Annotated in this window: 27 protein-coding genes; 11 read left to right on the top strand and 16 right to left on the bottom strand. The window is 71.5% G+C overall.

Going from position 1 to position 21,436, the window contains the following annotated elements:
* Positions 1-45: 45 nt before the first annotated feature.
* The 4 genes from ACZ7L6_RS16150 to uppS all read left to right on the top strand — a co-directional run bounded on the left by ACZ7L6_RS16150 (position 46) and on the right by uppS (position 3,664).
* On the top strand, positions 46-519 hold the full coding sequence (locus tag ACZ7L6_RS16150) for an SRPBCC family protein (RefSeq protein WP_471924195.1): 474 nt from the start codon (positions 46-48) through the stop codon (positions 517-519).
* Between the two features lie 175 nt (positions 520-694).
* Positions 695-1,297 (top strand): DUF6230 family protein, encoded by a 603-nt coding sequence (locus tag ACZ7L6_RS16145; protein ID WP_471924193.1) that lies wholly within the window; start codon positions 695-697, stop codon positions 1,295-1,297.
* A gap of 11 nt (positions 1,298-1,308) precedes the next feature.
* Positions 1,309-1,758 (top strand): DUF6114 domain-containing protein, encoded by a 450-nt coding sequence (locus ACZ7L6_RS16140; RefSeq protein WP_471924191.1) that lies wholly within the window; start codon positions 1,309-1,311, stop codon positions 1,756-1,758.
* A gap of 1 nt (position 1,759) precedes the next feature.
* Positions 1,760-3,664 (top strand): polyprenyl diphosphate synthase, encoded by a 1,905-nt coding sequence (gene uppS / locus ACZ7L6_RS16135; RefSeq protein ID WP_471924189.1) that lies wholly within the window; start codon positions 1,760-1,762, stop codon positions 3,662-3,664.
* On the opposite strand, the gene ACZ7L6_RS16130 is transcribed toward uppS, so the two are convergent.
* Together ACZ7L6_RS16130 and ACZ7L6_RS16125 are read right to left on the bottom strand one after the other, a co-directional pair.
* On the bottom strand, positions 3,589-4,134 hold the full coding sequence (locus ACZ7L6_RS16130; protein ID WP_471924187.1) for an SgcJ/EcaC family oxidoreductase: 546 nt from the start codon (positions 4,132-4,134) through the stop codon (positions 3,589-3,591). The genes uppS and ACZ7L6_RS16130 overlap by 76 nt on opposite strands.
* On the bottom strand, positions 4,134-4,829 hold the full coding sequence (locus ACZ7L6_RS16125; RefSeq protein ID WP_471924185.1) for an SgcJ/EcaC family oxidoreductase: 696 nt from the start codon (positions 4,827-4,829) through the stop codon (positions 4,134-4,136). Before ACZ7L6_RS16125 ends, ACZ7L6_RS16130 begins: the two co-directional genes overlap by 1 nt.
* 86 nt (positions 4,830-4,915) lie before the next feature.
* On the opposite strand from ACZ7L6_RS16125, the gene ACZ7L6_RS16120 reads away from it, so the two are divergent.
* From ACZ7L6_RS16120 to ACZ7L6_RS16110, 3 genes are all read left to right on the top strand, one after another.
* A complete protein-coding gene (locus ACZ7L6_RS16120; RefSeq protein ID WP_471924183.1) occupies positions 4,916-5,380 on the top strand; it encodes a MarR family winged helix-turn-helix transcriptional regulator in 465 nt (154 codons plus the stop codon).
* 107 nt (positions 5,381-5,487) lie between these two features.
* The gene (locus ACZ7L6_RS16115) at positions 5,488-6,339 is read left to right on the top strand and encodes an MBL fold metallo-hydrolase (protein WP_471924181.1); all 852 of its coding nucleotides are present in this window, start codon (positions 5,488-5,490) and stop codon (positions 6,337-6,339) included.
* Positions 6,340-6,355: 16 nt separating this feature from the next.
* Positions 6,356-7,132, top strand: coding sequence for an Fpg/Nei family DNA glycosylase (locus ACZ7L6_RS16110; protein WP_471924179.1), 777 nt, complete (start codon positions 6,356-6,358; stop codon positions 7,130-7,132).
* Between the two features lie 60 nt (positions 7,133-7,192).
* Here ACZ7L6_RS16110 and ACZ7L6_RS16105 read toward each other — a convergent pair whose 3' ends face one another.
* Both ACZ7L6_RS16105 and ACZ7L6_RS16100 read right to left on the bottom strand, forming a co-directional pair.
* Positions 7,193-8,206 carry an ABC transporter permease gene (locus ACZ7L6_RS16105; protein ID WP_471924177.1) on the bottom strand — a complete coding sequence of 338 codons (1,014 nt, stop codon included), beginning with the start codon at positions 8,204-8,206 and terminating at the stop codon, positions 7,193-7,195.
* A 60-nt stretch (positions 8,207-8,266) separates the two neighbouring features.
* The gene (locus tag ACZ7L6_RS16100) at positions 8,267-9,307 is read right to left on the bottom strand and encodes a substrate-binding domain-containing protein (RefSeq protein WP_471924175.1); all 1,041 of its coding nucleotides are present in this window, start codon (positions 9,305-9,307) and stop codon (positions 8,267-8,269) included.
* Positions 9,308-9,417: 110 nt separating this feature from the next.
* Between ACZ7L6_RS16100 and ACZ7L6_RS16095 the strand changes: the two genes are divergently transcribed.
* Entirely contained in the window at positions 9,418-10,185 is a 768-nt protein-coding gene (locus tag ACZ7L6_RS16095; protein WP_471924173.1) for an ATP-binding cassette domain-containing protein, read from the top strand.
* Between the two features lie 54 nt (positions 10,186-10,239).
* Positions 10,240-11,544: a PP2C family protein-serine/threonine phosphatase gene (locus tag ACZ7L6_RS16090; protein WP_471924171.1), complete on the top strand. Its 1,305-nt coding sequence runs from the start codon at positions 10,240-10,242 to the stop codon at positions 11,542-11,544.
* A gap of 70 nt (positions 11,545-11,614) precedes the next feature.
* Here ACZ7L6_RS16090 and ACZ7L6_RS16085 read toward each other — a convergent pair whose 3' ends face one another.
* From ACZ7L6_RS16085 to ACZ7L6_RS16045, 9 genes are all read right to left on the bottom strand, one after another.
* Positions 11,615-11,998 carry a hypothetical protein gene (locus tag ACZ7L6_RS16085; RefSeq protein WP_471924169.1) on the bottom strand — a complete coding sequence of 128 codons (384 nt, stop codon included), beginning with the start codon at positions 11,996-11,998 and terminating at the stop codon, positions 11,615-11,617.
* 55 nt (positions 11,999-12,053) lie between these two features.
* On the bottom strand, positions 12,054-12,344 hold the full coding sequence (locus ACZ7L6_RS16080; protein ID WP_433044123.1) for an SCO5918 family protein: 291 nt from the start codon (positions 12,342-12,344) through the stop codon (positions 12,054-12,056).
* Between the two features lie 58 nt (positions 12,345-12,402).
* On the bottom strand, positions 12,403-12,810 hold the full coding sequence (locus tag ACZ7L6_RS16075) for a CBS domain-containing protein (protein WP_471924167.1): 408 nt from the start codon (positions 12,808-12,810) through the stop codon (positions 12,403-12,405).
* A gap of 89 nt (positions 12,811-12,899) precedes the next feature.
* Positions 12,900-14,462 carry a DEAD/DEAH box helicase gene (locus ACZ7L6_RS16070; RefSeq protein WP_471924165.1) on the bottom strand — a complete coding sequence of 521 codons (1,563 nt, stop codon included), beginning with the start codon at positions 14,460-14,462 and terminating at the stop codon, positions 12,900-12,902.
* Positions 14,463-14,697: 235 nt separating this feature from the next.
* Positions 14,698-14,901 (bottom strand): cold-shock protein, encoded by a 204-nt coding sequence (locus ACZ7L6_RS16065; protein WP_007383480.1) that lies wholly within the window; start codon positions 14,899-14,901, stop codon positions 14,698-14,700.
* Between the two features lie 232 nt (positions 14,902-15,133).
* Positions 15,134-15,472 (bottom strand): MerR family transcriptional regulator, encoded by a 339-nt coding sequence (locus tag ACZ7L6_RS16060; protein ID WP_471924163.1) that lies wholly within the window; start codon positions 15,470-15,472, stop codon positions 15,134-15,136.
* Between the two features lie 178 nt (positions 15,473-15,650).
* Positions 15,651-15,821, bottom strand: coding sequence for a hypothetical protein (locus ACZ7L6_RS16055; protein WP_471924608.1), 171 nt, complete (start codon positions 15,819-15,821; stop codon positions 15,651-15,653).
* 21 nt (positions 15,822-15,842) lie between these two features.
* A complete protein-coding gene (locus ACZ7L6_RS16050; RefSeq protein ID WP_471924161.1) occupies positions 15,843-16,199 on the bottom strand; it encodes a PRC-barrel domain-containing protein in 357 nt (118 codons plus the stop codon).
* Positions 16,196-16,705: a DUF5994 family protein gene (locus tag ACZ7L6_RS16045; RefSeq protein WP_471924159.1), complete on the bottom strand. Its 510-nt coding sequence runs from the start codon at positions 16,703-16,705 to the stop codon at positions 16,196-16,198. The genes ACZ7L6_RS16050 and ACZ7L6_RS16045 overlap by 4 nt, the downstream gene beginning before the upstream one ends.
* A gap of 336 nt (positions 16,706-17,041) precedes the next feature.
* Here ACZ7L6_RS16045 and ACZ7L6_RS16040 point away from each other — a divergent pair, with 336 nt between their 5' ends.
* Entirely contained in the window at positions 17,042-17,212 is a 171-nt protein-coding gene (locus ACZ7L6_RS16040) for a dihydrofolate reductase family protein (RefSeq protein WP_471924157.1), read from the top strand.
* An 11-nt stretch (positions 17,213-17,223) separates the two neighbouring features.
* Here the strand turns inward: ACZ7L6_RS16040 and ACZ7L6_RS16035 are convergent, their stop codons facing one another.
* Positions 17,224-17,997 carry a polysaccharide deacetylase family protein gene (locus ACZ7L6_RS16035; RefSeq protein WP_471924155.1) on the bottom strand — a complete coding sequence of 258 codons (774 nt, stop codon included), beginning with the start codon at positions 17,995-17,997 and terminating at the stop codon, positions 17,224-17,226.
* Between the two features lie 175 nt (positions 17,998-18,172).
* Positions 18,173-18,832: a TetR/AcrR family transcriptional regulator gene (locus ACZ7L6_RS16030; protein WP_471924153.1), complete on the bottom strand. Its 660-nt coding sequence runs from the start codon at positions 18,830-18,832 to the stop codon at positions 18,173-18,175.
* Positions 18,833-18,927: 95 nt separating this feature from the next.
* On the opposite strand from ACZ7L6_RS16030, the gene ACZ7L6_RS16025 reads away from it, so the two are divergent.
* Positions 18,928-19,962 (top strand): medium chain dehydrogenase/reductase family protein, encoded by a 1,035-nt coding sequence (locus ACZ7L6_RS16025; RefSeq protein WP_471924151.1) that lies wholly within the window; start codon positions 18,928-18,930, stop codon positions 19,960-19,962.
* Positions 19,963-20,017: 55 nt separating this feature from the next.
* On the opposite strand, the gene ACZ7L6_RS16020 is transcribed toward ACZ7L6_RS16025, so the two are convergent.
* Positions 20,018-21,304: an SH3 domain-containing protein gene (locus ACZ7L6_RS16020; protein WP_471924149.1), complete on the bottom strand. Its 1,287-nt coding sequence runs from the start codon at positions 21,302-21,304 to the stop codon at positions 20,018-20,020.
* Positions 21,305-21,436: the final 132 nt, after the last annotated feature.

Genomic DNA, 21,436 nt, shown 5'->3' with positions numbered 1-21,436 from the left:
ACGAACAGGGCCGGCCCCGGCGAGACAGCGGACCAGGAGGGATCAATGAGCACGGTCAAGGAAACGGTCGAGGTGGAGGTCCCGCTCCGCAGGGCATACGACCAGTGGACCCAGTTCGAGGACTTCCCGAACTTCATGGAAGGCGTCGACGAGGTCACCCAGCTCGACGACCGGCACAACCACTGGACCACCAGCATCGGTGGGGTGCGGCGCGAGTTCGACACGGAGATCATCGACCAGATGCCGGACGACCGGATCACCTGGCGGTCCATCGGCGGCGACACCGAGCAGCGTGGCTCGGTCCGGTTCGAGCGGCTGGACGACACGCACACCCGGGTGGAGCTCACGATGGACGTCGAGCCGACCGGCCTCGCCGAGAAGGGCGCCGACGCGCTGGGCGTGATCGACCGGCGGGTGAAGGGAGACCTGCGCCGCTTCAAGGACTACGTCGAGAGCGGCAGCGGCACCGGCGGCTGGCGCGGACGCATCCGGCCGGGGGACCCCGGCACCACCCTCTGACGGTTCCCCGAGCGCACGCGCTCACGGTAGGAACCACCCCGGCCGGTCCCACGCTCCCGTGGGACCGGCCGGAAGCGTGTCCAAACGGTCCCCGCCGCGGCAACCGACCGTGCTGTCGTATCAGCCGATGGTGAGCTGGGCGGTACTTCGGTCCGGGGGGATCGTTGGGCCGGGCGTGATCGAGAAGAACGTCCCCGTGACGACCCATGCCGGGCGGACGAGCCGACCGCGGTTCGCCCTGGCTCTTGCGCCCCTGCTCGCGGGTGCCTCCGTCCTGCTGGCCGGGAGCGCCGCAGGGGCCGTCTCCGTGGCGTTCGCGGGGGAGGTGCCGGTCACGGTGCATGCCGCGCGGGTGTCCGGGTCGGGTGTGTCGGCCTCCCCGGGCGCCTCCGGGCGCGGCGGGGTGCTGCCCGCGCTGGCCACGCGGATGGAGCGGGCCACCGTGGAGGACGCCTGCGTGACCTCCACCACCCGGCTGCCGGTCATCGGCGCGGTGACGGCCGTCGTACGGATCGAGCAGGCCTCCGCCACCGGGCTGACGGTGGAGGCGGGCAAGGCGACGGCCGGGGCGGTGAAGCTCTCCGGCGCGAGATTCGACACCCCGCGGGTGTCCCTGGAGCGGCCCACGGGCCTGTTCACCGTCGGTGCCGAGAAGGTCAGCGGCAGCAGGGTGACGACGAAGCCGCACTCCTTCACGGCCGGGACGATCACCTCGCGGGGCGTCACCATCGACCTGCGCCGGGGCGAGGGCGGCTGCGTGCTGGGGGCGGGCCGATGAGCGGTGGCCCGATGACGAGCGGCCGAGTGAGCAACGGCGCGACGACCGGCGGCCCGCCGACCAGCGGTTCGACGACCACGGAGACCCGGTCCGACCTGTGGGCCGAGTGGCGGGCGTGGCGCCGGGGCCGTCCGTTCGCGGCGGGGCTGCTGCTCGGGCTCGGCGGGCTGGAGCTGATCTGCGTCTCGTGGGTGGGCCTCGGGTTCCTGCGGTTCACCGGCACGGCGGGCGCCGCCTCGTGGGCCCTGGGCGCCCTGTTCGTCGTCGCCGGTGTGACGACGTGGCACAACCCCGCCCTGCGCTGGTTCTCCGGCGTCCTGGCCGCCGTACTGTCCCTGGTCAGTCTGGTCGCCGCCAACCTCGGCGGCCTGCTCCTCGGCTTCCTGCTCACCGCTGTCGGCAGCGCGCTGGCCCTGGCCTGGGTCCCGCAGCAGGCGTCTTCGAACCGAGAGGACACGTGAAGTGAGCCACTCCGCCGCGCCATCCGCCTGGGTCTACCGACGCAGCGGCATCCACGATCCGGCCCTGCGCCGCGGCTACGAGGCGTGCCGCCGTGCCACCCGCGCGCAGGGCGAGATCGAGTACGCCGTCTCGCTGCTGATGCCGCCACCGCTGCGGATCGCCACATGGGCGCTGTTCGGCGCCGGATATTCCGTGGACACCCTGGTCGACGCGGCCGACCCTCCTGGCGCTGCGACCGAATCCCCCGGCGAGTCGGGCCCGGGGCAGGCCGGGCGGCTGGAAGCGTGGATCTCGGCGTTCGAGGCGGACCTGCGCGACGGCCGCGGCACCGACCCGGTGCGACAGGCGCTCATCCACACCATGCAGACCTGGAACCTGCCGCCGGCGTTCCTGCACACACAGTTCGAAGAGCTGCGCCAGGACGTCCACGGGCGGCAGTTCGCCACCTGGCAGGAGTGGCGGCGCAACAGCAGACTGATCGTCGTCCCGTTCGCGCTGCGTGCGGGCTCGCTGCTGCTGCGGGCCGCCGGCCTGTCCGCCGAACCGGAGGCGATCGCCGCGGGCGTGCCGGAAGCGGCGGTGGCGTGGCAGACCGCCGCCGACGCCGTCTACCTCACCGACAGCCTCGTCGATCTCTCCGACGACCTGGACCGCGGCCACGTACCGCTGCCCCAGGAAGCCCTGGACGAGGCGGGGGTGAGCCGCGCGGACCTGCTGGCCCGGCGCGCCACCCCCGCGTTCGAGGACATGGTGCGCCGTCTGGCCGACCGGGCCCGCACCTGGCTGGACCGGACCCCGCTGCCACTCCTGCTGCACCCGGCGGTCGGCATCGCGTTCGGCACGTACACCGAGCTGTACCGGCTGCAGCTCAAGGTCGCAGCCGACGACCCCGCCGCGCTGCTGCGGCGCCGCCCGGCCCTGCCGCGGAGCGCCCGGCTGCGCGTGCTGCTTCCGGCGCGGGCGCGGGCGGCGCTGGCCTGGGGCCTGTTCCCGTTCCCCGTACGGCCCTGCCCGCCGCTGGCACCGGCCGACGTACGCGAACCCGAAGGGCTGGCCGGTGAAGTGCGCCGACTCGCCGCCGAGCGGCGCCCGACCGCCCCGCCGACCCCCCACCCGTCCGGTGCCCGCCCGCCCCGGCTGCCCGCGGAGGCCGTGCCACGCCATGTCGCGATCGTGATGGACGGCAACGGCCGCTGGGCCACCGCCCGCGGCCTGCCCCGCACCGACGGCCACCGGGCGGGCGCCGAGGCGCTGATCGACGTCGTTCACGGCGCGCTGGAGATCGGCCTGAAGTACCTGACCGTGTACGCGTTCTCCACCGAGAACTGGAAACGTCCCGCCGGCGAACTGCAGGCGCTGATGTACGAGATCCCCACGTCCCTCCGCCGGCTGACGGACGACGCTCGGCCGCTCGACGTCCGCGTGCGCTGGGCCGGGCTGCGCTCCCGTCTGCCTGCCGAGGTCATCGAGACCCTTGTCGAGGCCGAGCGGGCCACCCGCGACCGCACCGGACTGACCGTGACCCTGTGCGTGAACTACGGCGGCCGCGCCGAGATCACGGCGGCCGCGGCGCAGCTCGCCCGGGAGGCGGTCGCCGGGAGGATCGACCCCGGCGGGATCTCCGAACACGCCTTCGCCCGCCGCCTCCACGTCCCCGAACTGCCCGACGTCGACCTGCTGCTGCGCACCGGCGGCGACCAGCGCACCTCCAACTTCCTTCCCTGGCAGGCCACTTACGCCGAGCTGCTGTTCCTGGACACCCCGTGGCCCGAGGTGGACCGCCGCGACCTGTGGAACGCGCTGGAACAGTACGCCCGCCGCACCCGCCGCTACGGCTCCGTGCCCCGTATTCCCGCCCAGAGCCCCCGGTCGTCCAGGGACATGGCGGAGCTGAAGGACGGCTGACGCGTCGTGGGGCGGGCGGCCGGCTGGAGCCGGAAGGAGACGGCTTCCATCAGGGGCCTGCGCCGGGTCTTCTGGACGGCGGCGATCCGCCAGGCACCCCCGGGCTCGCGGACGACCGTGTACGTGGCGAGCTTGCCCAGCCGCTTCGGCCTGCCCTTGCCGACGTCGCCGCGGGTGACGACGACGGCGGTGTCGGGGCCGTAGAAGCGGATGTCGGTGATGTCGAGGGTCAGCTCCGTGCCCTTGAGGAAACCGGCGAAGAGGGCCTGATGGGCGCGGCCGATCTCCTGGGCGCCGCGGTAGACGGTGCCGACGAAGGTCACGTCGGTCGCGTCAGGGGTGAAGCACCTGCCGTACGCGGCTCCGTCACCCCGGTTCCATGCCGCGCGGCCTTCTTCGAGGAGGGCCTGGATCGCCGCGACGTCGCTTTCGCGTGCGGGGTCGGCAGGGGTGCGGGTCAGGTGGGTCATCACTTCTCTGCCTCCGGCTTCGTGGACGGGTCCCACAGGAACGAGATGCGCTCCATGACGGACTGACGCTCGGTGTTGTGGAAGGCGGCGATCCGCCAGCCGCGGTCGTCCTCGCGGATCAGCGTGTTGGTCTGGGTCTTGGACAGGTCGCCCGCCTTCTTGGGCGTGCCCGCGTACGTGTCGCCGCGGCTGGTGACGACGGCGGTGTCGGGGCCGTAGAAACGGATGCCGAGGAAGGAGTCGGCGAGCCCGGTGCCCTTGAGGAACCCGTCGAACAGGGCGCGGTGGGCGGCCGTGATGTCGTTGCGGCCCTGGTAGTGGGTCCCGACGTAGGTCGTGTAGGTGGCGTCCGCGGTGAAGTGCTCCCCGTACGCGCCGGCGTCCCCGCGTCCCCATGCCTCGGTCAGCGAGTCGAGCACGCCGCAGACCGCGAGGTGGTCCGTCGCCGTCGCGGTGCCGGTGGCGGTGCGGGTGAAGGCCGGGGTGACCGCCGTGCAGTCGCTCTGGCCGACGTTGTGCACGTCGGAGGTCGCGTCGAGCCACAGGTAGCCGGCTCCGGCGGCGAGCGTCAGGGCCAGCGCGGTCCCTCCCAGGGCCCGCTTGACGGTACGGCGGCGAGAGCGACGCGGGACGTCGGTGGCCGTCGGTTCCGGCGAGGTGGCCGTGTCCCGGGTGATCGTGTCGGTGCTCATCATGCCCCCTTCATGATAGCTTCATGGGAGAAGTAACTGCTGAGAAGATTTCTCTGCGTTGAAGAAGAGATTAGGGAGTGGAAAGGACTGTGTCAACGCCGTCCGCGCGATCCGATGCGAGCCAGGTCTACCGCCGCTACCTGAGCGCCGTGCTGCTGCACGGTCACGCCAGCGCCCGAGCCTGCGACCTCGGGGCCACCGACCTGTACGCGCTGAACATCCTTCAGCTGTCCGGGGCCATGTCCCCCGGCGAACTGGCCGAACGCACAGGTCTGACGACCGGTCCGACCACCCGGTTGATCGACCGGCTGGAACAGGCCGGCTACGTCCGTCGCGCACCCGACCCCTCGGACCGGCGCAAGGTCGTCGTGGAACCGGTCGGCCAACCCGCCGACCTGGACCACGTCATGGCCCCCGCGCGGCAGCGGATCGGCGAGATCCTCGGCGGTTACACGCCGGACCAACTCGACGTCCTCTTCGACTACTTCACCCGGGCCGCCCGGGCCTACCACGACGCCGCCGACGAACTGCGCGGCACGGATGCCGGCCGCTGAGGGGGGCGACCTGGTAGGTGCCCGTCCCTGCGTTTGACGCAGGCGTGCCCTGGGGCTGGACTGGATGGACAGGCGCTGCGACCCGACCCGTACCAGGGAGAGCAGCGATGACCTCGATGGAAACCTTCAGTCTTCTGCAGCCGTACCGGATCGCGGAGGAGACGTTCGTCATCCCGTGGGCCCTTGAGGCGCCGCCGGTCGGTCACTTCCCGATGAACTCGATGGTGATCCGGGGAGCCGAGCCGGTGCTCGTGGACACGGGCGCGCCGGCCGTGCGGTCGCAGTGGCTGGAGGCCGCATGGTCCGTGGTGGACCCGCTGGACGTGCGGTGGATCTTCCTCACCCACGACGACCGTGACCATGCCGGCAACCTCCTGCCGGTCCTCGCCGAATGCCCGAACGCGACCCTGCTGACGACGTGGTTCTCGATCGGGCGCATGGCCGAGGAGTGGGAGACGCCGGTCAACCGGTGCCGCTTCATGATCGACGGCGACCGGGTGGACGTGGGTGACCGCACGCTGGTCGCCAAGCGGCCACCGCTGTACGACAACCCCACGACCCGCGCCCTCTTCGACCCGAAGACACACGTCCTGTGGGCGGTGGACACCTTCGCGACGAACGTGCCCGCGCCCATGGCCGAGACGGCCGACCTGGCGGCGGAGGAATTCCGCGAGGGGCAGTTCTTCGGCGGGCGCCTGGTCTCGCCCTGGGTCGCGCTGCTGGACGGCCGGAAGTTCGGGGCGGTGGTCGACGACTTCCAGCGGCTGGACGCCGAGGTCATCGCCGGCTGCCACTGCCCCGTGCTGCGCCGGCCGCAGATCGCGGAGGCGTACGACCTGCTGCGCCGGTTGCCCGAGATCCCGCCGTGGCCGGAGTTCACGCAGGCCGACCTCGACCAGTGGATGGCGGTCGCCGAGAGCTCGGTCCCGCCGGAACAGCCACGGCCGTCGGGCACGTGACCCACCTGACGCCCTCATGCCCGAGCTGCCCGACGTCGAGGGGTTCCGGGAGGTGCTCGCGTCCTGCGCGAAGGGCAGGGTCATCCAACGCATCGACGTGCGCGACACCGGCGTACTGCACGGCGTGAGCACGCGGCAGCTGCGGGACGCGCTGGAAGGCCGGCGTTTCACCGAGCCGGAGCGGCACGGGAAGTGGCTGCTCGCCCGCACCGGCGGCCCCACCCTCCTGCTGCACTTCGGCATGACCGGACGGCTGGTCTGCAGCCGTCCCGACGACGCGCCCGAGGCGCACGACCGCGTCCTGTTCACCGTGGCCCGCGACCGTCAGCTCCGCTTCCGCGACCAGCGCAAACTGCAGGGCCTGTGGCTCGCCCACGACGAGTCGGAGGTCGCGGCCCTCCTTCACCGCCAGGGCCCCGACGCGCTGGCGGTGAGCCGCGAGGAGTTCGAGGCCGCGCTCTCGGCACGCCGCGGCAGCCTCAAAACGGCCCTCACCGACCAGTCCGTCCTCGCCGGACTCGGCAATCTCCTGGCCGACGAGATCCTGTGGCGGGCGGGACTGCACCCCGCGCGCCGGGCGAGCGACCTCACCGAGGCCGACCGCCGCCACCTGTACACGCACATGCGCCGCACCCTGCGCTCCGCGATCCCCGCCGGCTGCGTCCCGCCCCGGGACGCCTGGCTCACCGGCCACCGCGACGACCCCGCCCCCACCTGCCCGCGCTGCGGCACCTCCCTGCGCCGGTCCCGGATGGGCGGCCGGGGCACGGTGTGGTGTCCGCGGTGTCAGTGATAGGGAACGGCGGTTTCAGCGGTACGGATCAGTCGGTGCGCGTATCCGCCAGTACCCGTGTCAGCGCGTGCCGCCCCTGCGCAGCACCTTGTCGACGCCGACCGCGACGACGACGAGGGTCCCGGTCGCGACGTCCTGGTAGAGGCTGTCGATGCCCGCCTGGGTGAGGCCGGAGCGGAGCACGTTGACGATGAGCGCTCCGATCAGCGTTCCGACGACGCTTCCCCGGCCGCCGAAGAGGCTGGTCCCGCCGATGACGACGGCGGTGATGCTCTCCAGGTTCGCCGTCTGGTAGGCGTTGGGGTCGGCGTTGGGGATGCGTCCGAGGGCCTGCCAGGCGGCGATGCCGTAGAGCAGACCGGCGGTGACGTAGACCGACAGGACCGTGCGCGGCACGTTGATGCCGGTCAGACGGGCCGACTCGGGGGCGTTGCCGACGGCGTAGATGTGCCGGCCCCAGCTCGTGCGGGTGAGCACGTACCAGAAGAACGCGTACAGACCCAGGAGCAGGAAGGTCCCCCAGGTGACGAGGACGGCGCCGACGTGGATGCCGTGCCCCCAGAAGTCGAGCAGGTCGCTGGTCACCGGGTAGCTGCGGGAGTCGGAGTAGAGCCTGGCCGTGGCGTAGACGACGCTCAGCGCGCCCAGGGTGACGATGAAGGGCGGCAGGCCGAGCCGGGCCACGAGCAGGCCGTTGACCGTGCCGAGGAAGACCGCCACGGCCATGCCGAGCAGCAGCGCCGCCACCGGGCTGCCTCCCTCGAAGACGAGCTTGGCCATGACGATCGTGCCGAGGACGGCGATGGCCCCGTTCGCCAGGTCGATGCCCGCGGTGAGGATGATCAGCGACTGACCGAGCGCCAGGGTGCCGATCACGATGGTCTGCTGCAGCACCAGGGACAGGTTTCCCGGCGTCATGAAGGTGTCCGTCGTGAGCGAGAAGACCAGTACGGCGACGGCCAGGGCGGCGAGCGGGCCGGCCGTCGGCGTGCGCATGGCATAGCGCAGCGCCTCCCGCAGCGCGGCGCCGGGCTCCGGCTCGGCGGTGGGGCTGGTCGTACCGGGAGATCTCATGGTCCTTTACTGGTTCCTTCCACCGGTCGGCGCACGCAGGTCATCCCCAGCAGCGGCACGTCATCCCCAGCAGCGCCGGAGTCCCCAGTCCGTGTCGTGGGACGCCAGCCCCCGCACCGGCTGGTCGGTGATGAGTTCCGTGCCCGTGTCGGTGAAGCCGGACGGTTTCCTCCCGCTCTCGGTGAACTCGACGACCGCGGCCACGCCCCGGTCGGCCATCCTGACCGGGAACTGCATGACGGTGGCCGCGTACTTGCCGGCTTTGACGGCCCGCACGCCCGCGCAGCCGCCGTCGATGGTGCCGATGGTCACCTGCCGGGTGAGGCCGCGAGCGGCGATGGCCGCGGAGGCGCCGTCGGCCACCGGTTCGTTGATGGTGTAGACCGAGTTCACGTCGGTCGTGCGCTGCAGCAGGTTCTCCATGGCGGTCTGCGCCAGGTTGCGGTCGCCGTTGGTGTTCGCCCGCCCGCGGATCGCCGGTGAGTCGTCGTCGATCCCGAAGCCCTCGAGGAACCCGTCGTGACGCTCCTGGCTGACCGAGGAGCCTTCCGTGCCGTCCAGCATGAGCAGCTGGGGCGCCCGGTCGGCGAGCACGGCCCTGACATACGCGCCCTGGAGGCGTCCGGCCTTGACGTTGTCGGTCGCGTACGTGGCGTCCACGGCGTCCTCCGGGTCCGTGGCGCTGTCCAGCGCGATCACCAGGATGCCCTGGCGCCGGGCCTCCGCGATGGCGCCGAGGACGCCGGTCGTGTTCGACGGCGTGATCAGGATTCCTTGTACGTCGCGGGCGATGAGGCTCTCCACCGCGGCGACCTGGCCCTCGTTGTCGCCGTCGAACCTGCCGGCCAGGGCGATGAGCTCGGCGCCGTTCTTCTTCGCGGCGTCCGCGGCGGCCTTGCGCATGGTCACGAAGAACGGGTTGGTCTCGGTCTTGGTCACCAGACCGATCGTGACCTTCGGGGTCCCGTCGCCCCCACCGGAGTCCTGACTCCCGCCGCAGGCCGCGGCGCCCAGCAGCAACGTGCCCACCAGGAGGAGCGTGGCTCCTTGCCGGGGGCGCCGTGGCCGGCTGCGCCTGCGGACGGTGTGGTGGTGTGCCATCGGTGACACCTCTTCCGGCCGGATCCAGCTTCTGGGAGGCCTCTGATCGACACATGCGCCTAGATTGTTAATAAATATCGTATTTGCCCCTCTCTGGCGGAGAAGGTGAGATGCGCGTGGCCGGTCCGCCTCTTCTCTCGCTGCGCGGAGTCTCCAAGCGGTTCGGCGCCGTCCAGGCCCTCAAGGACGTCGACCTGGAGCTGCACGCCGGGGAGGTGGTCGCCCTGCTCGGCGACAACGGTGCCGGCAAGTCCACCCTGATCAGGGTGATCGCCGGGGTCGACCCCGCCGACGAAGGCGTCATCGAGTGGGAGGGCCAGGTCGTCCATGTCAGGACCCCCCGGATCGCCCAGCGCCTGGGCATCGCGACCGTGTACCAGAACCTGGCGCTGTGCGACAACCTCGATGTCGCCGAGAACCTGTTCCTGGGACAGGAACGCCGGTGCCCCGGTGTACGGGGCCGTCTGTTCCGGCTGATGGACAGCGGCGGCATGCGGGGCGAGGCCCGACGGCAGCTCGACGCGCTGGGCATCCGTGTCCCCGACGTCCGTGCCCCGGTCGCTTCGCTGTCCGGGGGCCAGCGGCAGACCGTGGCGATATCCCGCGCGCTCCTCGGCCGGCCGAGGGCCCTCCTCCTCGACGAGCCCACCGCGGCGCTGGGGGTCCCGCAGACCGGCCATGTCCTCGACCTCGTCGACGAACTCCGCGAGCGGGGCATCGGGGTGATCCTCATCAGTCACAACCTGGGGGACGTCAAGGCCGTGGCGGACGAGGCGGCGGTGCTGCGGCTGGGCCGCAACAACGGCTTCTTCCATGTGCCGACCACACCGCAGGACCGGATCTTCTCCGCCATCGTCGGCGCCACGGGTCATGACTGACTCGTACATTGAGAGGTGGGAATCCCAGGGGCCCCGGGATGGCGGGCAGCAGCCATGACATCACGCAGGCAGACACCAGCGGCGCACACACCGGCCACGCACACCACGGCAGGCGCAGCGCGGATCGACTACGCGGCGCTGTTCGCCGCCACCCCGAGCCCGTACCTCGTCCTCGGCCCCGATCTGGTGATCGTCGATGTCAACGACGCCTATCTGCGGGCGACCCGGCGCACCAGGGACGACCTGGTCGGGACGTACATCTTCGACGCCTTCCCCGACAACCCGGCGGACCCCGACGCGGACGGGGTGAGCAACCTCAGCGCCTCCCTGCACCGGGTGCTGGCCACCCGGGAACGCGACACCATGGCGCTGCAGAAGTACGACATCCCCGTCGTGGACCGGCCGGGTGCGTTCGAGGAGCGCTGGTGGTCCCCGATCAACACCCCGGTCGTCGCCCCCGACGGGACGGTCGCCTGGATCATCCACCGGGTCGAGGACGTGACGGAGTTCGTCCACTCGCGCCGCTCACGCCGTGAAGAGGCCCACGACGAGGTGACGGTCGAACCGGAGGCCCTCGAGGCGGAGCTGTACGCCCGGGCCCAGGAGTTGCAGCGCCTCAACGACGAACTGCGCCGGGCCCACGCCCGCGAGCGCCAGGTCGCCGTCACCCTGCAGGAGGCGATGCTCACCTCCCCGGACCTGGTCCGCCACCACCCCGACATCGCGGTGCGCTATCTGCCCGCCGTGGGTTCGCTCAACGTCTGCGGCGACTGGTACGACGTGATCGACCTGCCCGACGGCTCGTTCGCCGTCTCGGTCGGCGACGTCGTCGGCCACGGCCTGGAGGCCGCTGCCGTCATGGGCATGCTCCGCAGCGCCCTGAGCGCGGCGACCCGAACCGTCGAGGGACCCGCCCATGCCCTGGAGGTGTTGTGCCGGTACGCCCTCTCTGTGGACGGAGCCCTCACCACCACCGCGGTCCATGCGGTGATCCACAGGAGCGCACACGTGATCGCCTACAGCAGCGCCGGCCACCCGCCCCCGGTCCTGCTGCACGCCGACGGCACCTGCGACCTCCTCGACCAGGCCACCGACCCACCGCTCGGCGCGCACGCCGAACACGTCGAGCGGGCCGAGTCGCAGGTGGCCTACACCGTCGGCGACACCCTCGTCCTCTACAGCGACGGGCTCATCGAACGCCGGGGCGAGGACATCGACGCGGGCCTGCACCGCCTGTGCGACGCGGTCTGCCACTCCGCCCACCTCAGCCCCGAACACCTCACGGACGCACTCCTCGCCCACCTCGGCGTCAGCGGCGGCGCACGCGACGACATCGCCCTGATCGCCGTACGCCTTTAGAAACTGCGACGGTACGGCGACCGTTTCACGGGCTTCCGCCTGTAACGCCTTTTCGCCGACCGCCGGGCCCTCACTGGTCCGAGTAGCCGATGTCCCCGATGGTCCACGCGCTCACGTCCTCGATCGCGACGCGGTACATGCCTCCTGTCTCCGGGATGCCGAAGCTTCCCTGGAGAATTCGGGCGACGTGGAAGTGGAGGTGCGTGGGTGGCGCGTCGTCCTGCTCCGGTCGGCGGTCGCCGCTGCCCCGGTCCGGGGTGAACGCGGCGGCGAACCGTCCGAGGTGTTCGGAGTCCCGCAGGACTTCGGCCACGCGTTCCTTCCACAGGGCTTCCGGGGCGAGCCGTCCCGTGAGGACGGCTCCCGGGATCACCACGGTCAGGGACATCCGGCTGCTGTGCTGCGACTCCACCATCGCGGCGATCGTGACGAGCAGGTCGTCAGGGCGCTTCATGCCTCAGGAGCCTAGCCGGACGCCGGGTGTCGGCGCGCGCAGGAGCCGAACTGTTTCACCAGCCCAGCACACCCTCGTCGGGGCGCGCCGCGTCCCTGGGCGGCGTGATCGCGGGGGCGTTGTGGCAGGTGAAGCCGAGTCGGGTCAGGGCCCGGCGCATCTCCCCCGCGGTGAAGTCGCGGCGGTCCTGCTTGGTGATGACTTCCCCGACCTGCATCACGGAGTAGACGCGGCGGCCGATGGTGACGGCCACGCCGGTGACGGGTTCGGGCTTGATGCCGCTCATCGACTGCTCGACCTCGCTCTTGACCAGGTCGAAGGGGAAACGGGCGATGACACAACGCATGGATGCCTCCACAGAGTTGGGGGAGAAACACCGTCAGGGGCCGACCGTGCGGCAGCGGTCAGTGGGTGAGCGAGAGGACGCCCAGGGCGTATCCGTGCTCGTCGATCACGGGGGACACGTCGAGGGCCCGGACCCGCATGGCGGCTTCGGCCTCGCCGAGTTCGGCCATGGACGAGGTGAACGGTCCGCGGTCGAAGGAAATGTCCCGCAGCCGCGTCCGGTCGCCGTACCACGAGCCGCCGCGGTGCGCGGAGAGCTCGGCGAGGGTGACCAGCCCCGCGCACCGCCCGTCCTCGTCCTCGAGGAGCAGGTGCGGGACGCGGGCACCGATGAGCACGGACAGAGCCACGTCGACAGTCATGTGGTCGTCCACCTGGGGTCCGGGAGCGTACATGGCGTCCCTGGCGGTCAGACCGGTGCCGTCGGTGTTCCCGGCCTGCCGCGCGGGCGGCGGAATCGGCGTCAAGGGCTTCTCCTCTTCGTCGGGTCGGCAGCGAGGTCCATCTGCCCCGCCCGGCACGGAGCTCCGGGCTGCCGGCCAGCGGGCTGCCAGGGCTACGGGTTGTTCCTCGGGGCGGAGCGCCCGGTGCGGGCAGCGGCCCGTCCGGCTCCCCCACGGTCACCCGCCCGTCCGGCTCCCCCACGGTCGGCGGCCCGCCCGGTCCCTGCACGGCCGGCGGCCCGTCCCCTCCGGCCCCGCCCGTTGGCCCGTCCGCTTCGGGCGCGGTCGGCGGATCCCGTGCGTTCGCCCTGTTCGGTGGCCGGCGGGGTGATGGTGACGGGTACACCGGACGGAGTCCGGGCGCCGGTGATGCGCTGCAGTTCGGCCTCGCCCGGGCGGACCCGGGCGGTGCGCGCGGTGATGCCGGCGTCCGCCATCAGACGGTCCACCGCGCGCCGCTGGTGCGGCAGGACGAGGGTGACGACGGTGCCGGACCCGCCGGCGCGGGCGGTACGGCCGCCGCGGTGCAGGTAGTCCTTGTGGTCGCCGGGAGGGTCGACGTTCACGACGAGGTCGAGGTCGTCGACGTGGATGCCGCGGGCGGCGACGTTGGTGGCCACCAGGACGGTGACATGGCCGTCCTTGAACCGGGCGAGCGTCCGGTTGCGCTGCGGTTGGGACTTGCCGCCGTGCAGGGCCGAGGCACGCACACCGACGGACAGCAGGTGCTTGGCCAGCCGGTCGGCCGCGTGCTTGGTGTCGAGGAACATGATCACTCGTCCGTCGCGGGCGGCGATCTCGGTGGCGGTGGTGTGCTTGTCGTCGTCGTGCACGTGCAGCAGATGGTGCTCCATGGTGGCGACGGCGCCCGCGGACGGGTCGACCGAGTGCACCACCGGGTCGTGCAGGTAGCGCCGCACGAGGAGGTCGATGTTGCGGTCCAGGGTGGCCGAGAACAGCAACCGCTGGCCGCCCGGAGCGACTTGGTCGAGCAGCGCGGTCACCTGCGGCATGAAGCCCATGTCGGCCATCTGGTCGGCTTCGTCCAGGACCGTGACGGCGACGCGGTCCAGCCGGCAGTCGCCCCGCTCGATGAGGTCCTTGAGACGGCCGGGCGTCGCCACGACGACCTCGGCGCCGCCGCGCAGCGCACTGGCCTGGCGGCCGATCGCCATGCCGCCCACGACGGTGGCGAGCCGCAGGCGCAGGGCGCGGGCGTAGGGGGTGAGCGCGTCGGTGACCTGCTGGGCCAGTTCCCGGGTGGGAACCAGGACGAGGGCCAGCGGCTGCCGGGGCTGGGCCCGCTGCCCGTCCAGCCGTGCCAGCACGGGCAGGCCGAAGGCGAGCGTCTTGCCGGAGCCGGTGCGCCCGCGGCCCAGCACGTCCCGTCCGGCCAGCGCGTTCGGCAGCGTGGCCGCCTGGATCGGGAAGGGCACGGTCACGCCCTCGGTGCCGAGCGCGGCCAGCAGAGGTGCGGGCATGTCCAGCTCGGTGAACGTCGCGACCGCCGGCAGTGGCTCGGTGACGGTGACCGGCAGGGTGAACTCCTGTGGGCGTGCGGCGCCGCGTGCCCGTGGGCCACTGTTTCGCCCGGTGCCCGGACGGGGACTCTGCCGGCCCTTCTCCTGGGCGCGGAAGCGGCCGGAGCCGCGGCCGGTACTGCGGGTGCGGTTCATGGAGGAACCTTCCTCGATGCGGCGTATCGAGGAATTCCAGCCGGCAGCGGAAGCCGCACGAGGATTCGCAAGAATGAGCCGAGGTAAATACTGAAACGAGCCCGCTCGGCCTGATGCCGGGGCTGTCAAGAACGCGGAAAATCCCGGATAACACTGGATCCGGGAGAGCAACGAGCTGGGGCCCGCACCCCAAGAGTGCGGGCCCCAGTCACAAGGTTCGTGTGACGCGTCGGCGTCAGGCAGGAACGATGTTCTCGGCCTGCGGGCCCTTCTGGCCCTGCGTGACGTCGAAGGTAACCTTCTGGCCTTCCTGAAGCTCGCGGAAGCCGCTGGTGGCGATGTTCGAGTAGTGGGCGAACACGTCAGCGCCGCCGCCGTCCTGCTCGATGAAGCCGAAGCCCTTTTCCGCGTTGAACCACTTCACGGTGCCAGATGCCATATTGAATCTCCCTTGGGGGGCAGTGCCGGACTCCGCACTTTACGGGTCCGAGTCGCCGCTGTGATCACCCCTCCGGAAGCATTCCGGAAAGCTCTGCAAAGAATCAAGTCTCTGGTAACCAAAACTGCAACTGCTATCACGCTAACACAGGTCGGGCGGAAGACCTCATGCGTTTTCGGTATCGTTCAGGAATTCTTATCCCGCGGCGGTCTTCGTTTCTGTAGCGGCGGGACTAGGTATCCGTGCCGCGCTCGGCCAGCTTCCGGCGCATTTCCTGGTTCAGGCGGAGGGCGTCGTCGAGCTGGTCCTCGAGGGAGACGATGCGGCACGCGGCCTCGATGGGGGTGCCCTGGTCGACGAGTTCACGGGCGCGGGCCGCGATGCGCAACTGGCGGCGGGAGTACCGGCGATGGCCGCCTTCCGAGCGCAGGGGAGTGATCAGCTCGGCTTCGCCCACGGCCCGGAGGAAGGCCGGAGTGGTGCCTAGGACGTCGGCGGCCCGCCCCATGGTGTAGGCGGGGTAGTCGTCGTCGTCGAGGTTCCCGGCGACAGGGGCGTTATCAGCGGGCATAGCACCTTCGTTTCGGGGGCGCGGGGAGCGGCCCGGGCGTGCGCGGCACCCGTGCGCCGCGGGATTCGGCACCATCTGCCTCGTGCGACAACCCTAACTCCGGCGGGCACGGAGATGTGGTCTGGCCGCTGCAGACTTTCCCCCGCCGCGCAGACCGGACTGCGAACGGCGCGAGCGGTCAGCGCACGGGACGCCGGGCAACGCGCCGGGACACCACTGCGGCGAAGGCCACATCGGCCACGAAGAGCACGACACCGATGGCCAGCAGATAGCCCAGGCCGTCCGCCGCCGCACCGATGATTCCGAGGACCACGGCCACCAGCAGAAGCAGCAGAAAGGTCACCAGCAACCCGACCACCTCCTGGCGGGGTCAGCGCCGCGCGAGTTGACGTTCGCCGTGCGCACCCGGCTGGTACGCCATGTCGTAGTAGCGGAAGATCGTCTCCTCCTGCTCGGCGGGCAGCACGTCGTCCGTCCCGATGGAGGGCGCCTTCCGCACCGTCCCCTTGGCGTGGGAGACCTTGACGTACCCCGGCCCCAGGACCACCTCGTCGAGCGGGACGAAAACCAGGCGCTGACGGGTGGGCAGCCCGGTACGGACCGTGGCCATGGCCGGTTCGTCGGTGGCGGTGTTCACGTAGACGGCTTCGAGTGTGCCGATCTTGTGCCCCTTGGGGTCGACCACGGCGTGTTCGCGCCACTCCCGGACATCGGCCGCGCGGATCATGCCTGCCCCCTGTCTCCACTGCCGTAAGGGGAAGAGAGGGGCTGGGCACCGGTGTCGACGAGTATCCGCCCGGCCCCCTTGACGTTGTCGGCACGCACCGCCTGGGCCATCGCCGCCCGCGCCGCGCCGGGCGGCGTGTCCGGCGGTACGACCAGCAGCGAGAAGAGGTCCTGATCGCCTCGGGTGACCAGGACGGTGTCGTCGCCCACGGACGACGCGTCGATGTGCACCACCCGGCCGTCGACGACCAGGCGTGTCGGAAGTCCGTCCCAGGCGGCGGAGTCCAGGCCGACCCGTGCGATCGGCCCGAGGTGTTCGCTCAGCGCGCCGATCAGACCGGGCAGCTCGGCGGCGACATCACGGGAGCGCGGCCACCAGGCGCCGTCCAGCACTCCCCGGCGGTCATGCGTCGTCTCCAGCCGCAGGAGCGCCGAGCCCGGGCGTACGGAGTCGTACAGGCCGTCCGGGAGGAGCCCCGCCGCGGGCGGGGGATCGGTACCGGGCACTGTGCTCACCTGCCTGTGCGGTTTGGGCAGCGGCTCGTGAAGGTGGGCCGACGGCTCATCCTCGTTCCACGCTACTCCTGCGGGGGCTGTCGGCCGACGCAGGCCTCAGCGGCAGCGACGGGTACGGGAGACCGGCGGGCCGACCGGGTGCTTCCGACCACGATGGCCGCTGTACCGGGTACACGCTCTGCACCCGGTCCGAAGGCGACGAAGGCCGCTACGGGGACGACGGAGCAGTGACCGACCGTATGAGCAGGGTGATCTGCGACATCACGATCTCGGCCGACGGGTACTCGGCCGGGCTCCATCAGAGCGAGGAACGCCCGTTCGGCGACGGTGGCGACGGCTGGGGCGACAGGCTGCACGCCTGGATGTTCGACGCCTCCGGGCGGCGCGACCATCGTCAGCCAGTACCTCGCCGCCGGCCTGATCGACGAGCTGCGGCTGCACATCGTGCCGCTGACGCTCGGCGCCGGCACGCACGTGACCTACCGCGTGCTGTCGTGAGCCGGCCGGGCTCAGCGCACCGGGAAGCCGAAGGAGTAGCCCTGCTCCTTGAGCGAGGGAAGGATCCGGCGCAGGGCCTCGACGGTCTGGGAACGGTCGCCTCCCGCGTCGTGGAAGAGCAGCGTCGGGCCGTTCGGCAGCTCCCTCTCCACGGTGGCCACGATGGCGTCCGTGCCAGGCCGCTCGAAGTCCTTGGTGTCCACGTTCCAGCCCAGCGGGCGCATGCCCCGGGAGGCGGCGACCTTGCGGCTGTAGGGGGTGAAGGCGCCGCCGGGCGCCCGGTAGTACATCGGCCGTACGCCCCCGGACGCCTTGGTGATCATGCGTTCGGCGTCGAGTATCTGCTGCGACTGGTAGGCCTGGGACTGCCTGTCCATGGTGGTGTCGTGCGACACCGAGTGGTCGCACAGCCGGTGCCCGGCCGCGACCACCTTCTTCACGAGGTCCGGGTGGGCCTGCGCCTGCGTCCCCACCATGCAGAACGTGGCCTTCACCCCGTACTCCCGCAGCACGTCGAGCACTTGAGGCGTCCACACGGGGTCGGGGCCGTCGTCGATGGTGATGTTGACGCCGCGCGCCCCCTTGTCCGAGGCGTGCGCGATGGTCACCGCGACCGGCTTGACGTCACTGGCCGGCGTGGCCGACGCGGTCGCCTTCGGCGAGGAGCCGCCCACGGCACCGGCCTGCGCGGTCCACACCGCGGCACCGGCGGCGAGCACCGTCACCCCGAGCGCCGCCCCGATCACCTTGCCGTACCAGCCCCGCCCACCGCCGTGCCGTGCCATGTCCGCCCCGCTTCCGCACAGTTCCTCGCCGATCCCTGGTCACCTCGCGACCACCTGGCAGGACGAGGGAAAGCGGCCACGGGATCCGTCCGTTACCGATCACGGACAATCCCGGGGGAGTTCGCGGACAACTCGGCGACGCCACGGGCGCACACCGAGGCGGGGCGTGGGGTGGTCAGCTCGCCGGCGTGCCGGTGAGGTCGGCCAGCTCGGCGGCGAAGAGCTGCGCGGGGTCGATGCCCATACCGGTGAAGTGGCCGGCGAGTTCCAGGGACAGGACGCCGTGCAGCCGGGTCCAGAAGCTCAGGGCCCGGTGGAGGACCGCGGGCGGGGCGGGATGGCCGTCCGCCCAGTGCCGGTGGCCCTCGAGGTGCGCGTCGAACGGCGTCGCCGGGCCCTCCGAGGGCAGCGCGGCGCAGGCGTCCAGGAGGGTCGCCATGATCTCGGACGCGATCGCGGTGGTGTCGTCGGGCGCTCGGTAGCCGGGGACGGGTGTGCCGTAGATGAGGAAGTAGCGCTGGGGGTCCCGCATGGCCCATTCCCGCAAGGTGTGCGCCAGCGCGGTCACGTCGGCACCGCTGTACGAGGCCGCGCGGAAGGCGTCGGCGAGGCTTCGGTACGCGTCCCTGACGAGCTCGGTGATCAGCTCGTCGCGGCCGCCGAAGTACCGGTACAGCGCGGGTCCGCTCATGCCCATCTGCTTGGCGATCGCGTTGAGGGAGAGCGCGGACGCGCCCGCCGTGGCGATCTGTTCCCACGCGCGTTGCTTGATCTCCGTACGCACCTGGGCGCGGTAGCGCTCGCGCGGGGTCTTCGCGTCCTCGTCGTCGCTCATGGTTAGAGGCTATCACTGAAGTTATTGACACTTACCTGCCCGTGAGTTAGAACCTATAACGAACACGATGAGCAGTAACTCAAGCGGAGGTCGTCATGAACAGCACCGAGGAACTCGTCGAGATCGTCCTGCCGGGCAAGGTCGAGCCGGAGGGGCTCCAGGTCCGGCACGGAGCGGTTCCCGTCCCCGGTCACGGGCAGGTCGTCGTACGGATGGAGGCGACCGGCGTCTCCTTCGCCGAGCAGCAGATGCGGCGCGGCCGCTACTTCGACCAGCCGCCCTTCCCGTTCGTGCCCGGCTACGACCTTGTGGGTACGGTGCTGGAGACCGGCGAGGGGGTCGAGCGGAGCCTGGCCGGCGCCCGGGTCGCCGCGCTGGTCAAGGTCGGCGGCTGGGCCAGCCACGTGCTCGTCGACGCGGCGGACGTCGTGCCGGTACCCGACGGGATCGGTGCGGCGGAGGCGGAGACCCTCGTCCTCAACGGCATCACCGCCTGGCAGATGCTGCACCGCAAGGCCCGCGTCCGGGCGGGGCACACCGTCGTGGTGCACGGCGCGAACGGTGGCGTCGGATCGGTCCTGGTCCAGCTCGCCCGGGCCGCGGGCGCGCAGGTGATCGGTACGGCGTCCGCGCGCCATCACGACGCCCTGCGCGAACGGGGAGTCGTCCCCGTCGACTACCGCACCGACGACGTCGGCGCACGGATCCGCGAACTCGCCCCGCGCGGCGTGGACGCCGTCTTCGACCACGTCGGCGGGCGCGGCATCGTCGACTCCTGGCGCCTCCTCGCCCCCGGCGGCACGCTCGTCTCGTACGGCAGCGCCTCCACCCGTGATGCCGAGGGGTCCAAGCAGTGGCCCGTCCTCAAGCTGCTGCTGCGGGTGTGGCTGTGGAACGCGCTGCCCAACCGTCGCCGCGCGTACTTCTTCAACGTCTGGGCCGGCCGGGCCCTGGCCAGGAACCGCTTCCGGTCCCGGCTGCGCGCCGACCTCACCCAGGTCTTCGCCGCGCTCCAGCGCGGGGAGGTCAGCGCCCAGATCGCCGCCCGCCTGCCGCTCACCCGCGTCGCCGACGCCCTGCGGCTGGCCGAGTCGGGCACCGTCGCGGGGAAGGTCGTGCTGACCCCGTAGCAAGCACCCGAGTGCCTTCGGCACGGAACGGGTGACGACAACCGAACTCGCGCTCTCAGCCGCACCGTGTGCTGACGCCGCCGGTCTCGTCGCCCTTGAGGTAGATGCCGCTGACGTAACCGACCCCGCCCGCGTTCAGCGGCAGGCGGACCCACTTGTCGTTGGTGATGCCCTCGGCGGTCACGCTCTGACCGACCACCCAGCACTGCGCCGGGTAGGACTCGCCCGCGTACACCTTGCTGACCACACCACACGAAGTCGACGCACAGGAACGGACGTTGGCCTCGGCCCACGCCGTCACCGTCGTCGAACCACCCCCGCCGTTCCCGTCGGGCATGAAGGTGACGTCCACCCAGTCGTTGTCGGTCATGCCGAGGCCGTCCCAGAAGGTGCCGTCCGCGACGTCGATGCCGGCAGGGTTGGCGACCCGCCGGCCGAACTCGTCGAGCCCGCCGTTGTAGCCGTTGAGGTAGGCCGCCTGGGACTCGGGGGTGCCCTGCGGCAGGTCCCGCCACATCTCCCGCTGCGCGGGCGGGTTCCAGTAGTCGTCGCGGGTGTTCCACGGGCCGACGTCCCACACGGGCGCGGTCTCGCAACGCCCCTTGTAGCACAGACGCACCTGGTACTCGTGTCCGCCGTTGGTCGCCAGCATCCGTCGCGAGGGCAGGGCCACGAAGTGGTCGCGGGGCTGGATGACATGGCCGTTGGCGGTGGTCTGCCCGGTGAGGCCCTCCCGGGTGGCGAACAGCCGGTAGGTGGGACCGGACGCGGCCGCCGACATGCCGTTCTGCGGGGTCTGCTGTGGCGCGGGCTGCTCGGCCGCGGCGGCGACGGTGACGGCGTGGACGGTGGGTGACGGCCCGCCGGGGACGCCGAGCAGGGTGAGCCGGACCTGGAGGAGGGAGACCGTCTGCGGCAGCCGGACCGCGCCGGCGCCGTCCGTGGTCCGCCACTGCGTCCAGGTGCCCGGGTGGTTGCTGCCCCGGATCTCGGTCAGCACCTTGGTGCCGGTGGGGATTTCCGCCTCGGTCCGCACGGTGAACGCCGTGAGTTGCCGGCCGAGGCTTCTGCCGGGCGAGGTGTAGACGGCGTGGGACGTGCCGGGTGCCGACGGTGTGCGGCCCTTGCTGTCCTTGACGGTGATCCCGTCCGGACGGCGGGCGACGTTGCCCCGGTCGGCCTCCGGCCCCGCCAGGTCGATACGCCAACTGCTCTGACGTTTCGGATCCTGCGCGGCGGCGGGCGGTGCCGCGGTCAGGCCCGTCAGGACGAGCAGCAGACACAGGATCTGCGTTCTCCACAGCGGCGTACGCCACTTGGCACGCACGGATGCGACATGCACGGGTTCCCCCTCGGCGGATGCGGACGACGGTCCAGGACTACCGCGCTCCCGGGGCACCGTCTCTCCGCAAACTTCCGGATGCCCCGCGCGACCGCCGCGCGTCTATGTTCCGTGGTCCGGCCGACCGCCCCA

The sequence above is a fragment of the Streptomyces sp. NPDC107522 genome, from assembly GCF_055657525.1.
Note: the sequence above shows the minus strand (reverse complement) of the source record. Positions and strands in the feature narration are given on the sequence as shown.

Coding starts and splice junctions, on each gene's coding strand:
- ACZ7L6_RS16150 (WP_471924195.1), top strand. CDS start 46: ATGAGCACGGTCAAGGAAACGGTCGAGGTGGAGGTCCCGCTCCGCAGG.
- ACZ7L6_RS16140 (WP_471924191.1), top strand. CDS start 1,309: ATGACGAGCGGCCGAGTGAGCAACGGCGCGACGACCGGCGGCCCGCCG.
- ACZ7L6_RS16130 (WP_471924187.1), bottom strand. CDS start 4,134: ATGACCCACCTGACCCGCACCCCTGCCGACCCCGCACGCGAAAGCGAC.
- ACZ7L6_RS16125 (WP_471924185.1), bottom strand. CDS start 4,829: ATGATGAGCACCGACACGATCACCCGGGACACGGCCACCTCGCCGGAA.
- ACZ7L6_RS16115 (WP_471924181.1), top strand. CDS start 5,488: ATGACCTCGATGGAAACCTTCAGTCTTCTGCAGCCGTACCGGATCGCG.
- ACZ7L6_RS16110 (WP_471924179.1), top strand. CDS start 6,356: ATGCCCGAGCTGCCCGACGTCGAGGGGTTCCGGGAGGTGCTCGCGTCC.
- ACZ7L6_RS16105 (WP_471924177.1), bottom strand. CDS start 8,206: ATGAGATCTCCCGGTACGACCAGCCCCACCGCCGAGCCGGAGCCCGGC.
- ACZ7L6_RS16100 (WP_471924175.1), bottom strand. CDS start 9,307: ATGGCACACCACCACACCGTCCGCAGGCGCAGCCGGCCACGGCGCCCC.
- ACZ7L6_RS16095 (WP_471924173.1), top strand. CDS start 9,418: ATGCGCGTGGCCGGTCCGCCTCTTCTCTCGCTGCGCGGAGTCTCCAAG.
- ACZ7L6_RS16090 (WP_471924171.1), top strand. CDS start 10,240: ATGACATCACGCAGGCAGACACCAGCGGCGCACACACCGGCCACGCAC.
- ACZ7L6_RS16085 (WP_471924169.1), bottom strand. CDS start 11,998: ATGAAGCGCCCTGACGACCTGCTCGTCACGATCGCCGCGATGGTGGAG.
- ACZ7L6_RS16080 (WP_433044123.1), bottom strand. CDS start 12,344: ATGCGTTGTGTCATCGCCCGTTTCCCCTTCGACCTGGTCAAGAGCGAG.
- ACZ7L6_RS16070 (WP_471924165.1), bottom strand. CDS start 14,462: ATGAACCGCACCCGCAGTACCGGCCGCGGCTCCGGCCGCTTCCGCGCC.
- ACZ7L6_RS16065 (WP_007383480.1), bottom strand. CDS start 14,901: ATGGCATCTGGCACCGTGAAGTGGTTCAACGCGGAAAAGGGCTTCGGC.
- ACZ7L6_RS16060 (WP_471924163.1), bottom strand. CDS start 15,472: ATGCCCGCTGATAACGCCCCTGTCGCCGGGAACCTCGACGACGACGAC.
- ACZ7L6_RS16050 (WP_471924161.1), bottom strand. CDS start 16,199: ATGATCCGCGCGGCCGATGTCCGGGAGTGGCGCGAACACGCCGTGGTC.
- ACZ7L6_RS16035 (WP_471924155.1), bottom strand. CDS start 17,997: ATGGCACGGCACGGCGGTGGGCGGGGCTGGTACGGCAAGGTGATCGGG.
- ACZ7L6_RS16030 (WP_471924153.1), bottom strand. CDS start 18,832: ATGAGCGACGACGAGGACGCGAAGACCCCGCGCGAGCGCTACCGCGCC.
- ACZ7L6_RS16025 (WP_471924151.1), top strand. CDS start 18,928: ATGAACAGCACCGAGGAACTCGTCGAGATCGTCCTGCCGGGCAAGGTC.